Annotated in this window: 11 protein-coding genes; 7 read left to right on the top strand and 4 right to left on the bottom strand. The window is 57.9% G+C overall.

The annotated features are described in order from the left end of the window. Positions 1-1,029 (bottom strand): endonuclease/exonuclease/phosphatase family protein, encoded by a 1,029-nt coding sequence (locus J2X43_RS16975; RefSeq protein ID WP_310295570.1) that lies wholly within the window; start codon positions 1,027-1,029, stop codon positions 1-3. A 231-nt stretch (positions 1,030-1,260) separates the two neighbouring features. Continuing rightward, positions 1,261-2,499, bottom strand: coding sequence for an ROK family transcriptional regulator (locus tag J2X43_RS16980; protein WP_310295571.1), 1,239 nt, complete (start codon positions 2,497-2,499; stop codon positions 1,261-1,263). Between the two features lie 288 nt (positions 2,500-2,787). On the opposite strand from J2X43_RS16980, the gene J2X43_RS16985 reads away from it, so the two are divergent. The 5 genes from J2X43_RS16985 (at position 2,788) to J2X43_RS17005 (ending at position 8,645) form a co-directional block, all read left to right on the top strand. Then, the gene (locus J2X43_RS16985) at positions 2,788-5,340 is read left to right on the top strand and encodes an ATP-binding cassette domain-containing protein (protein ID WP_310295572.1); all 2,553 of its coding nucleotides are present in this window, start codon (positions 2,788-2,790) and stop codon (positions 5,338-5,340) included. Beyond that, positions 5,337-6,347, top strand: a complete 1,011-nt coding sequence (locus J2X43_RS16990; protein ID WP_310295573.1) for an ABC transporter permease — start codon at positions 5,337-5,339, stop codon at positions 6,345-6,347. The genes J2X43_RS16985 and J2X43_RS16990 overlap by 4 nt, the downstream gene beginning before the upstream one ends. Before the next feature lie 54 nt (positions 6,348-6,401). Beyond that, complete coding sequence (locus tag J2X43_RS16995; RefSeq protein WP_310295575.1) at positions 6,402-7,406, top strand: rhamnose ABC transporter substrate-binding protein; 1,005 nt, start codon at positions 6,402-6,404, stop codon at positions 7,404-7,406. A 57-nt stretch (positions 7,407-7,463) separates the two neighbouring features. Continuing rightward, positions 7,464-8,228: a glutamine amidotransferase gene (locus J2X43_RS17000; RefSeq protein WP_310295577.1), complete on the top strand. Its 765-nt coding sequence runs from the start codon at positions 7,464-7,466 to the stop codon at positions 8,226-8,228. 66 nt (positions 8,229-8,294) lie between these two features. Beyond that, positions 8,295-8,645 carry a hypothetical protein gene (locus J2X43_RS17005; protein WP_310295580.1) on the top strand — a complete coding sequence of 117 codons (351 nt, stop codon included), beginning with the start codon at positions 8,295-8,297 and terminating at the stop codon, positions 8,643-8,645. A 670-nt stretch (positions 8,646-9,315) separates the two neighbouring features. Here J2X43_RS17005 and J2X43_RS17010 read toward each other — a convergent pair. Then, a complete protein-coding gene (locus J2X43_RS17010; RefSeq protein ID WP_310295582.1) occupies positions 9,316-10,998 on the bottom strand; it encodes an adenylate/guanylate cyclase domain-containing protein in 1,683 nt (560 codons plus the stop codon). 602 nt (positions 10,999-11,600) lie between these two features. Between J2X43_RS17010 and J2X43_RS17015 the strand changes: the two genes are divergently transcribed. Further along, positions 11,601-11,813 carry a hypothetical protein gene (locus J2X43_RS17015; protein ID WP_310295584.1) on the top strand — a complete coding sequence of 71 codons (213 nt, stop codon included), beginning with the start codon at positions 11,601-11,603 and terminating at the stop codon, positions 11,811-11,813. Between the two features lie 559 nt (positions 11,814-12,372). Here the strand turns inward: J2X43_RS17015 and J2X43_RS17020 are convergent. Then, positions 12,373-12,567 carry a hypothetical protein gene (locus J2X43_RS17020; protein ID WP_310295586.1) on the bottom strand — a complete coding sequence of 65 codons (195 nt, stop codon included), beginning with the start codon at positions 12,565-12,567 and terminating at the stop codon, positions 12,373-12,375. Positions 12,568-12,722: 155 nt separating this feature from the next. Between J2X43_RS17020 and J2X43_RS17025 the strand changes: the two genes are divergently transcribed. Further along, positions 12,723-12,911, top strand: coding sequence for a helix-turn-helix domain-containing protein (locus tag J2X43_RS17025; protein WP_310295588.1), 189 nt, complete (start codon positions 12,723-12,725; stop codon positions 12,909-12,911). Positions 12,912-12,965 lie beyond the last annotated feature (54 nt).

The raw sequence follows: 12,965 nt of genomic DNA on the forward strand, positions 1-12,965 counted from the left end.
TTAATGCGCCGATGCGCAGGCCGATGATCGATCTGTCGCCCCGTCGGGACGCGGATTCTGCGCGCCATCCGGCGCCGAACGTCCAATATCGACAATGACCGGAAGATGGTTTGATCCATACATCGGACCCGTCCGTCGATCACTAACGGCTAACGCGGCGGAAACCGCGACATGGTCAATTGTCGAACCGAGGTACAAATAAGGATAAAGTTTCAGACTGAAGCGGCTTGTTATCCAGGGATGACCGTCGCCCGCGCCGCCAAGGCCCGCCTTTTTCAGGACATCCCTGTAGAGACCAGAGGCGCGTGGTGTATTCCAGTCGCCTGCGACGACGACGTCGGAAGCAGGAAAGTCTGATCTAACGCTGCTTGCCAATGTTTTCAGATGGAGATTCCGCTCACGCCATTGCTGAAGAGATCGCGGTGTGTCCGGATGGATCGCATAAAGGACGAGAGGTCGGTTCCAGCCGCCGAGCTCGAGGCGCACGGGGTGCTTGTGGAACTGCTCGTCAATCGCGGGGTCCGATACCATGCTCTCACGAAGGATCGGAAACCTCGAAAACACCTTGACCCGGTCATAGGTCATCAGGTCCCGGGTCGTTTCATATGGAAAAAGGCCAAGATTGCGAATTGGGTCCTGCCAAGTGTCCAGCGTCTCCTGCAGCACCAGAAGGTCCGGTTGTTCGTTTCTTATGAACTCGAGGAACTGATCCGGACCGTTTGTGTTTTCGATGAAGAGGTTGGCCGTCAAAACGCGAAAACTGCATCGAGCGGCCGTTTGGGCGACCGGGACAGCAGCATAGGGGTAGATCGATATCATCAGAGCCGAAAGAGCTATCGCAACCGCGAGCTTTGCTTTCGTTAAAGACGCGGCAACGAGAAGCACCAGTCCTGCCACCACGACATATTGCCACGCAAATGTCAGCAGATCGAGTAGCCAGAACTGATCGGAAAACGCAACGACGGCAATCACCATGCCTGCGTATAAGATGGCGGAGGCGAGTACCGTGACTGTCAGTGCCTTGCGCATTCAAGTCCCATGGGTTTGAGAACGTGCCCATCAGCTATCCGAAAGGCGGCAGGAAGTAACTGACTGTCTCACATGTGGTGCAAAGGAAAAAGCTGGGAGCAGGCGTCTTCGCGACGGCGCCATGGAAGAGGTCGTTGGGCGCAGGCACCGACGCCAAACCTCGTCAGGTCTTCTCGGCTCGAAGACGGATCACCTGCGCGGCGCAGTCTTCAAGCCAAGCCGTTTCGACCATCATGACGGCGAGCCGATCATCAGCGGTTTCTTGTCGAGCCCCTTCTTCATCAGCACCCCGGTATCCGGCCCGAATTGGGCATAGATTGGCATGATGCTGGCGCCGAGCGCCGAGCCACGTGCGCCGAGATTGCCGGCTGTAATCTTCGGCGCAATAAGCCCGGGGGGAAGCATCTGGGTGAAACAGGCCCGCACTCGGCTGACCGTGTCGAGAAGGAGAGGTGAGGGGAGCAGTCCGTCAATCACAATGGCTTCAACATCGACGACGGCGATACTGCCGATGATGGCCTGGGCAAGCGCGTCGGCACAATCGTCCTGCCATTCTTCGACGAACCTTCGGGCGTGCGCCGGCATCGGGTCCAGGTCACGGACGCGGCTTATGTCGATGCCATTGGTCTTCAGGTGATGGATCAGCGTGTAGATCGAAGCGCGGTGGAGGAGCACCTCAAACCTGCCAGCGGGCTTTGGAATGGAGCTCAGGTTTGAATGGGTTACCGGAAATGGCCCAAAAGCAGCAGTGTTGCCGTTCGGCCCGGTCTGCAGCGTACCGTCAAGAACGAGCCCGGCTCCGACGAAGGTGCTAAGCGAGATATGCAGGAAGTCGGTAAACTGCTTTCCGAGCCCGAAGACGAGTTCGGCGACCGCCCCCGCCGACGCATCGTTCTCGATCATCACGGGGAGGGCGTAGTTCTCGACGAAATACGCCTTCAGGTCGAACTGGCGCCAGGCCAGCTGAACATCGCCGGGAAAGCCAAGTTCTTCATCCCAGCCGCCAATGAAATATGGCGCCGAGACGCCGATACCCGTCAGCCTGGCGCCGAGCTCTGACCCCAGTTGCTTCCTGAACCTGTTGACCGCATTGGCTGCCAGCCGCTTGACCGTGTCCGGATCCGGGTGGTCGTAATCATGTGTCTCGTAGGCTACGCTTGTGCCGGCAAAATCGATCAGGATGGCATCCATCGACCGCCTGCCGATGTGAAAGCCGATTGAATAGGCACCATCGCTTGCCAGAGCATACATGGCAGATGGCTGCCCTTTGCCGCCGTAGCGCCGCCCGTTCTCCACGAGATAGCCACCAAGAACCAGCGCATCGACGATGCCCGCGACAGCAGGGGGTGTCAGATGGGCAAAGCGGGCAATTTCTGCCTTGGAAGCCTGGCCGAAGCGGCGCACCGCGTCCAGAACAACACGCTCGTTGTAGTGCCGTAACTGTACCGAGTTGCTGCCTTTGCCCGCCATGTTCCCCACCAGTATCGATGTTTCAAAAAATGCAGTCTGCTTTATCTAAGAAGCCCTATCCGCCACCCTTGATTTGCACAAGGTCTCGGCCGCTAGCCCGCACGGGTGACCTCCGACAGATTGCCCCTTGACGTGTTCGAATTACAATTATAGTAAATTGCTTTAATTAATCCCAGTGGGAGTTGGGATTTCTTCTAACGGCTGAGAGGAGACGCCACGAGATGCATGATCGCTATCCATTCCATGGTCTAAACGGTCTGGCCGGCGGCGATGCTTGACGTGGCAAACATGATTGCTTCCCAAGCCGCTGGGACGGTTGTCGCATCGCTCGAAAACGTAACCAAGGTTTTCGGGGGAACGGCAGCCGTCTCCAACGTTTCGATCGAGCTGCGCGCCGGCGAAGTGCTGGCGCTTCTGGGCGAGAACGGTGCAGGCAAAAGCACTTGCGTCAAACTTCTGGCTGGCGTCCATCATCCTGACCATGGCCGCGTTCTGATGCGGGGAGAGCCCCAGGCATTCTCTTCGCCGCTGGAGGCGCAGAAAGCCGGCATCGCGGTGATGCACCAGCATCCCGGATTGTTTCCTGATCTCAGCATCGCTGAAAACCTGTTCATCGGGCAGACCGGACTTCGCTTGAGGCTCGATCGCCGGCAGATTGAGGCAGGCGCCCGCCGGTTGCTGGCAATCGTTGGTCTCGCCGTCGATGTGACGGCTCCGCTGTCCGGCCTCAGGACATCGGAACAGCAACTGGTCGAAATTGCCAGAGCGCTATCTCTGGACGCGTCCGTCCTGATCATGGACGAGCCGACGGCAGCGCTGTCGCAAAGGGAAGTCGAGCGGCTGTTTTCCGTGGTCGACAGCTTGCGAGCGCGCGGCGTCGCCATGATGTTTGTTGGCCATCGCATGGACGAGATCTACCGGATCGCCGACAGGATCGCCGTTTTGCGCGACGGCAAGCATGTTGGTACAGAACCGGCATCGGACTTGTCGCGCGAGCGGGCCGTACAGATGATGGTCGGCCGGTCGCTCGATGGTCTTTACCCTCACCACGAAACGGCGCCGGGCGCCGTGGTCCTCAGCATCAAGGATCTTGCCAGGGATGGCGCATTTCGTGGCGCGACGTTCGATGTCCGGGCAGGCGAAATCCTGGGTCTTGGCGGCCTTGTCGGCAGCGGCCGGACCGAAATCGCCCGTGTTCTCTTCGGTATCGACCAGCCGAGCGCAGGATCAATCGAAATCGACGGACGTCCGAGGCAGTTTTCCTCGCCTAAGGATGCGATGGAAAGCGGGATTGCCTATGTCTCCGAGGACCGGATCGGTCAAAGCCTGGTCATGGATTTCCCGATCCTGACCAATGCGACGCTGACGGTTCTGGACGAAACCACCTCAACACGCCTGATATCCCGGCGCAAGGAGATCGGGATCGCCGAGCCATTTCTTTCGCGCCTGCGCCTCAGGTTCAGCTCCTACGATCAACCGGTCAGCGCCCTGTCTGGCGGAAATCAGCAAAAGGTGGTTCTGTCCAAATGGCTGGCGACCAAGCCGCGCCTGCTCATTCTCGACGAGCCGACCCAGGGTATCGACGTCCAGACGAAGGCAGACGTCCATGCCATGATGGCAGATCTTGCCAGCCAGGGCATGGCGATCATTTTGATATCGTCGGAACTGCCCGAACTTCTTGGAATGTCGGACAGGATCGTGGTCCTCAGGGAAGGTAGCATCACGGCCGAGTTTTCCAGGCAGGACGCGAGCCAGGAAAAAATTATCGCAGCCGCGACCGACGCTGTCGTCAGCAAGGTCGATGGCGGCATCGTAGCGCGTGCGTCTCAGGACGGCACCTCACAGCCGGACCATCGCGAGACTGCGTCCGCAAAGAGTATGCTTGCGCGCCGCGAGCTTGGCCTTCTGGCGGCTATTGCAGCCGTTGTCATACCGGTGTCGATCCTGAACGTGCGAATGCTGAGCGGAGCCAATCTGTCCGCACTTGCCATGGATGCCGGACTGCTGATGATCGTGGCACTGGCGCAGATGCTTGTGATCGTGACCCGCAGCATTGACCTTTCGGTTGCGGCGATCATCGGTCTGGCTGCCTATGGCGCGGCCTCGACGCTTCATGCCCATCCAGAGATCGGTGTTTTTGGCGGCGTCTTGCTGGCATGCGCGATTGGCCTGGCGGCAGGGCTGTTGAACGGGCTGATCGTCACCTACGGACGGGTTCCTGCAATCGTCGTCACCCTTGGGACGATGTCCATCTTCAGGGGTATTAACAGTCTATGGGCAGCCGGCACGCAGGTCAGTGCAGACCAGGTGCCTCAGTCATGGCTCGACATGACGGCAACCGAAATCCTCGGCATTCCGGCTGTTCTCATCATCGCAGTCCTGACCCTTGGCGCAGTCGGCTATTTCCTGAGATCGACCTCGATCGGGCGTGAGTTCTACGCGATCGGATCCAATCCGGATGGTGCGAAACTGATCGGCATTCCGGCGCGATCCCGTGTGCTGCTTGCCTTTTGCATGTCAGGTCTGCTTGCCGGTTTCGATGGCGCGCTCTGGGCATCACGCTATGCCACCGTCGATGCGCGCGTCGCATATGGATTTGAGCTGACGGTCATTGCCGCCGTTGTCGTTGGCGGGGTTGCCGTTCGCGGCGGCTCGGGCACGGTCCTAGGCGTGGCTGCAGGAGCCTTGATGCTTCTGGTCATCAACAATGGATTGACGCTGGTGCGTGTCGACCCGCTTTGGCTTCAGGGTGTCTACGGTCTTGTCATCCTGATTGCCATCGGCATCGACGCCTATGTGGCACGCCGGGCAACCGGGAAACATCAGGGGGTTGGGCAATGAGCGAGAACCGCACGCAGGGACCTGACTTCATCAGCCGCTTTGCAAACTGGGATAATTTCCTCGCAGTACTGACGGCGATCGTCGTTGTCTATGCCGTAGCAGGTGTCGACAATTTCGCGTCCGAATTCAATATTTCGCAAGCGATTGCCGGCATTTCCGAACGCGCCCTTATCGTCTTGCCAATGGTACTTTTGATCATTGCGCGCGAAATCGATCTGTCCGTCGGAAGCATCCTGGCGCTGACAAGCGTTCTGTTCGGCCTTTTGGTCCAATCAGGGATGCCTCTTGTTGCTGCAATTCCATTGACGTTGATTGCGGGCGGGCTGTGCGGGGCGTTCAATGGCATTCTGGTGACGGCGCTCGGGCTGCCATCGCTGGTGGTGACCCTTGGCACAATGGCTCTCTTTCGAGGCATCGGCTATATTCTCCTGGGGTCAGGATCGATCAACGAATTTCCGGATAGCTTCCTTGATTCCGGAATAGACACGCTTGGCAACTCGCCGATCCCGGAAACGATCGTCCCATTCCTGATCCTTGCCCCGATCTTTGCCGTGATCCTGCAAAAAATGCCGCTTGGACGACGCATCTATGCGGTCGGCGGCAGCCCGGATGCTGCCCGTTACTCCGGCATTCGCCTCGCACGGTTGGTCTTCGGTCTTTTTGTGACATCAGGCGTCGTCTGTGCCGCAGCCGGCATGGTCTACACGGCACGCCTGGCCAATGCGCGGGCAAACAACGCGCTCGGGATCGAGCTCGATGTGATCACCATCGCACTGCTCGGAGGCATCAGTGTGTTTGGCGGGCGGGGCAAACTGACGGGCGTGCTGTGGGCGCTCTTATTGGTCGCCACCATCAGAAACGTGCTCGGCCTTCTGCAGATCGGCGGGGATGCACAGGGGACTGTCATCGGCCTGCTTCTGATCCTGTCGCTCGTTGCCAGCAACGCGGCCGAACGTGTCTTTGCCAGAGCCAGACTTCGCAAGTTCGACATCAAACCAGGCAAGTAGTTTCCGGGACTGGCCTGTCCACATCGTACCGGATCCATTGGAGGAGGAAACAGCATGACATCCCAACTTATTCGATCGCTTCTTGTTGCGTCGTGCCTGGTTGCGCCGTTTGCCGCAGCGCAGGCCGCCGAATGCGCCAAGGAGCCAGTGACCGTCGGCTTCCTGCCGAAGCTCGATACAGATCCCTATTTCCAGGTCGCCCAGACCGGTGCCGAAGAGGCGGCCAAGGAGATCGGTGGCAAGGCGGTCAAGCAGGCGCCGTCGCAAGCGACCGCTGAGGCCCAGATCGACTTCATCAATAATCTGGTTTCCCAGAAGGTCGGTGTGATCGCAATCTCTGCCAATGACGCGAATGCGGTCGCACCCGCATTGCGCCGCGCCGAAAAGGAGGGCGTCAAGGTCGTCTCATACGATTCAGACGTTTCGCAGGCAGCAAGAACACTCTTCCTGAACCAGGCCGCCGGCGACAGCCTGGCGGAGATGATGCTGGAATCGATGGGTCAGATGATCAACTACGACGGAGAGTTTGCAATCCTGTCATCGACGCCGACAGCAACCAACCAGAACGCCTGGATCGACTTCATGAAGAAGCGCATGGCGGGCGACAAGAAATACGAGAAGATGAAGCTGGTCCAGGTCGCCTACGGCCAGGAAAGCGAGCAGGTCAACCAGCAACAGGCGCTAGCGCTTGCACAGGCCTTTCCCAACCTGAAAGGTATCATCATTCCCGCTGGCATAGGCCTGCCCGCAGCCGCACGCGCCATGGATCAGGCGGGCCTACTTGGCAAGGTCAAGCTGACGGGATTGGCACCGGCGACGCTGATCAAGAAATACATCCAGAACGGATCGGTTCAGGACATCTGGTGGAACGTCAAGGATCTCGGCTACCTGACCTATTACGCAGCGCAGGCGGTGGCGTCTTGCAAGGTGACGGGCAAGGAGGGCGAGAGCTTCGAGGCCGGACGCCTGGGGTCCTACAAGGTCGGTGCGAAGGGCGAAGTGCTTCTTGGGCCAGCCGAGATCGTCACCCCGAAGAACGTCGATGAATTCAAGTTCTGATTTCTGACCGGTGGAGCGCTACCAGCGCTCCACCTCCAACAAAAATCGGAGAACGAAATGAAGCCGGTCCTTCTCGCTGGCGAGACTTTTCACGTGACCTCATTTGCGTCGAAAGGCTATGAGGTCAGCGCGTCAGCTCGCTTTTCCAATGGAGGACTTCGCTGGATCGAAGCCCTGACAAGACATGGGTTTGACGTGACCCAGATCGGTGGAGAGCGGTGCGAAAGCGAGTTCCCCACGACAAAAGAGCAGCTTTCGGAATACGCAGCCGTCATCCTTTCGGACGTCGGGGCGCTCTCGTTGCTCTATACGCCGGAGACCAGGAAAGGCCGCCGCTCGGTCAATCGCCTCGAGCTGCTGCGCCAGTGGGTTCTGGAGGGTGGGTCGTTGATGATGGCGGGAGGCTATTGCAGTTTTCAGGGGATCGACGGACTAGCCCTGTTTCATGATACGGACGTGGACGATGCGCTTCCCGTCAAGATCTATGCCGGACCGGATGGCCTCGAGGCGCCTGAGGGTTTGGATCCCCGCATCACCGAGCCAGACCACCCAATCCTGCGTGGCATCACAACGCCGATACCCTACCTTTTGGGCATGAACAGGGTGGCAGAACGCCCGCAAGATGGTTCAACGACCCTTGTTCATTGTGACCGGCGCGGAGAAGGGCTGCCTCTTTTGGCTGTCCGGGACTTTGGCAAAGGCCGATCACTGGCGTGGATGAGCGATATCGGTCCTCATTGGCTATCGACAGAGTTTATGGAATGGGACGGGTATGACGTGCTGATGGCGAACATGGTCAGATGGCTTGTCCGCCAGATCTGACGGGGCGCTTTCATAAACGCCAGGGCAGTGGTTTGATCTAGTATCGCCACTGTCTGGCCGTTTCCAATGCGGTCGAGCACCATTGCGGGTGTTGCCATCCTGCTACTGCAAGAGGCGATCACCTCTGGCATCTTCCGGCTTCAGCGAATCTTGGATCCGAACATGATTGAACATCGGCGCGCCGCAGCCGCCAAAGCATTGGCGAGGGCTGCCAGCATGGGCATAGCAGTTGACAGCGATCCGAAATTTGCCGAACTCGTTGAGGAGTGGGCCGCCGGTCACATCACGATGCGGGAGGCGCGGGCTCAGTACATTGCGCATATTCGCCAGCGCGAGGGCACTCGTGGGGACTGGCGCGCGCTTTCGATACAGTCCTCGAATGCACAGATCAAATCGAGGCTGCGGCCGGCCGGCTAAATGCCCGAGTGAGAGCCACTTTTCCTGAATAGGATGTGTCAGGTGCTCCAAGACCGAGAGGTTGCTGACGGACGCCCAGAAATGGAACTCCTTGGTGATCCGGTGCACCAGCGCACCTCTTCCACGGAGTAACGCCTGAACGCTTCGGACCAGAAGTTCGGGCCCTTCTTGTTCAATAGGGTCGATGTGCCCGGCGAGATGACGCGCCGCTCGACACAGGTGCCACAGTGTCGCGCGTCACGGGATTTGACATCAGCGTGCACAGAGAATCAATTAGTTAGAGGGTCTTCGCGACACAAAACCTGACACAAGTGATCATGACACTTAACTCGGCGAGGTTATTGACTTAGCTAAGGCCTGCGGCTCCAGCGTCCATCGATATCGGTTCATCACGGTATTGTAGTCATGCCTTCAATTGGCGGTTTGTCGATCGCCGGAGCAACTCGAGATCAAGTGAGTGAAACCTATTGGTCGACAGGCGGCAGTGACGGGATCCCCTGCGAAGACCGGTTCAGGGTGAGTGACAGGCAATCCCTAGCGACTGCAACTGCCGCTGACGTTACGTTAGTTCGATCTCAAGGGGTTGATATCCAGAGTTTTTATGATCTAGCGTTTAATCAATCTGCCAGAGTTTCCCGGAAAGAAACTGCCTCGCTACTGATTGCGAAAATCAGCCCGGCAACCCTGTCCCTTCCAAGCCGCGCCGAAAATGCTGAATTTGCTCGGGCGTCTCCACGACCAGGCCTCGGCTCAGAAACTCGCTTATTGTCAGGTCCGGATACTCTTCGATCAAGCCTGCCGCATACGAAGACGCTTCGTCTACTCGACCCGCCATTGAGAGGCAGGCCAAGATCCTGGCTTTCGTATACTTTCCAGGATTGGGCAGTTGGTGTAACGCGGACAGCGCGCCGAGATAATCATTTTTGAAATACAAAAGATTGCCGAGTACCGCATGATACCAATGCGGAGGGTAAGGGTTGAGACGCATACCTTCCTGGACCCAAGGCAAGGCCTCCTCGATGCGATTGCGGCGCGCGAGCAATCCGCCGAGCTGCACCAGCGCGCTTGCATCACTAGGATTGAGTTTGCAGGCCAGACGGAATTCGCGTTCTGAGTTCTCGAAGTCCTTCAGGTACAGATGGGCAAGCCCCAGGACTCGGTGGGCGCCGGACTCTCCCTCATCCAGTTTTACAGCGTGTCGCGCCAGGGCGACGCTGTCGTGAAGTACGTCGGCCGGAGCATTCGCGTACCCGCCAACGGCAATACGAGCAAGTGCAAGATAAGCATGCGCCAGCGCAAAACCACTGTCACCAATAACCGCCGCTTCGAACATCTTCACTGCCTTTTCATTGTCGTCGGGCTCATACCCTCTCAGGTGCACAAGGCCACGCAGATAGAACTCATAGGCCGCGAGATTATCGGGAGGCCGCCGGGCGGATTCCCGATAGTCGGCACTTTCGATTTGGCCGACGAGGCTGGCGATGATCATCCTCACGATGTCGTCCTGGATGGCGAATACGTCGTCAGCCGTTTGGCGGTACTTTTCCGACCAAACCAGCCGTTCGGTATCTGATTGGACGATGCGCACGGATACGGCTAGCTCGGTTCCGATCCGACGGATGTCTCCGGAAACCAGATAGTTGGCACCGAGTTTGCGCCCAAGATTCTTCAGATCCTGAGGCTCGTCGCGAACGGCAAATGCGGACGATGCGGCAATCACGGAAAGACTTCTGAATCTCGCAAGCCCGGATATGACATCTTCGGTGAAACCATCGACTAGGAGTTCTTCAGTGTCGGCGCTCGCGCGCCGGAAGGGCAGGATCGCCACGACGCTGCGAAGTGAGCGCTCTCGGTCCGGCGCTTTCGGCCAGTGCCAGACCCGAACAGGATTAGGGATATTCTTGAGCTGGATCGCTCCACCGTCGACGAACTGCTCGCGCAGGTCTGCCGGAGATTCCAAATAGGCCGAATGCGAAATGCAGATTCCCCCAGATATGGCCCCGGCTTCCAGACGAGCAGCGCTGTTAACACCATCTCCGAAGACGTCGTCGTCAACTGTCATCACGTCTGCAAAATTGACGCCTATGCGGACTTTCAACGGCTTCATCCCGGGAGGCGTTGCCCCACTCGCGATCAGATGCTGAATCTGCAAAGCGATCGAGACTGCGGAACCTGCATCATCAAATGTTGCGAGCAGTCCGTCACCCATGAGCTTGATCGTACGTCCGCCGCCTGATGCGATGCGCGGGCTAAGGACTTCGGTATGCAGTAACCTGACGCTCGCAAGCGCGCCGTCTTCATCGTCGGACATCATGCGTGAGTAGCCTACGACGTCGGCGGCGAATATGGCCATGGATCTTCTCGACGTCGGAGCAGGGGTCATGAGCGACCTTCCAGGATGGGCACGGTTTTCATTGCGTCGGGCTCTTCCTTCAGCACAATTAAGTCCGATTGGTAGCTCCCTGTCTAGGTACAAGCTACCGGACTATCAGACATTACAAGAAACTGAGATTTTAGGGGAGATTGACTGAGAGCTCCAGAGGCTAGAGCGGACCCACATGAAGGCTCGGCAATGGAGCTAGATCCTTTGATCGGCATCCATCCTGACGCGGTCGATACCTCCGACCCATCCTTTCCGGCCGCCCATTTGCTTCTCGGCGGACTGGACAGGTTGTACGGCCTTGCTCGTTACGGTTCGGCTTGACAGCTTGAACGAAAGCGTGACCGATGGCTCGGCCGTCGATAGCTCGCTACCAAGCGTCGAATCGGATCAGGACAGTCGAGCGGACCGGCGGACTCCGGGCTAACGTGGAGATCAGACTCAATTGGCAGCAACTCTATTGGCAAGGCTCGGTAATTTTTGCGGAGATTGACGGCGCTGAGGGAAAATGAGCGGCGACTGGAACCGATCTCTGGTTGACGCGTTTCAAATTCTCATCAACTGAAGCGAGACACATGATTCAGCGCAATCATATCAGCGCACGCCCGAGTTTCGACCTCCATGCCGGCGATGCAAATCTCCGCCGACGGCTTCAATCGTTGTATGGACCTGAAAATTCCGGTCACGATCCCTTCGCCGATCTTCTCTCACGAATCGATCGTGTCGAGGATCGGGGCAGAGAAACTGATTTAGAAATCGATACGGCAGACTTGCCGGAGCTTTCGTGAATTCTGGCCGCGCCTCACAGTTGCTATCCGGTCAGACGCCGGGGAAGTCCATGCGAGGCGCGCGGAACCCGTAGGTTCCGAAGACAACGGTGCGACCCGCAACTCGTTCCAGTGCCTCCGAAACTAAAGCTCACGTTACACCATGCTTATCTCGGAACTTCGTTTTGCAACTCCATCTTCAATGCGTTGAAGGAGTTGATCGTGACGACAGGCGCAGTGAATGGTTCAATTCCGGTGCGCTTCTGGGCACGTTGATCCCCGTCGACGAAGCTGTGGCGTTCTGTCGAGGGGGAACCATCGATGATCATAGAAGTTAGGGTCCGCTGCAATGCTCAGCCAGTTGCGCAGCCGCCGTAAGGTGGAAGGCTCGTTTCTCAAGCCGGGGCGAGCCTTTAACGTTCGTCCTCCTAAGGTCAGCCTCCAATGATTTGCCTGTATGACCAAGCAAAAGAAAGCCCCGCTTGAGGGCGGGGCGAGTCGCGAGAGTGACATAGCTGGGATAGGAACATGCCAGCGCACCGTGAACGCGGCTGCGCCTGTGTTGGTTCCCCAAAAGTTTCTAGATCGAATCGCGCCAGAATTGGCTAACGAACCGCAACCCAAACTGCGTCAGGGCGATGATAAGAACGAGGACGCCCAAAACATGCGGAATTCCCGTCAGGCTGTAGAGGATGGCGATTTTCACTGCGATCGTGCCGGCGACCGCGCCAATCACGAGGCTGACCGCGCTAGGTATCTCGGGCTGTCCATCCATGACTAAGGCCATGCGTTGCGAGTGTTATGAGAATGCGCGCATTCAGTTAATTAGATGTTTCAAATATAATGCTAAGGCGATCCAAGCTGTCGTTTTTGGTGGCACGACGATGAAATCTGGGGATCCATTCCCATATCAATTGGATGGAGTACCTTGTGTCCGCGCGTGAACGTGAAGTCCTCGTCTTGATGTGCGACGGGAAGAGCGCGCAAGAAATCGCCGACATTCTTGGGATTTCGGTCCACACCGTGCGAACGCATATCGACAGGTTGAAGGAAACCTTTTCCGTCTACAAGGATACGGCGCTCGTAGCCGCGGCACTGCGAGCAGGGATCGTCTACTAACAAGCGGGTGTGGGGTTGCGTGACGTCGCATTCACATGCCGACACTCAAGCGGC

It is taken from the genome of Rhizobium sp. BE258 (assembly GCF_031457345.1).
GTDB lineage: Bacteria > Pseudomonadota > Alphaproteobacteria > Rhizobiales > Rhizobiaceae > Rhizobium.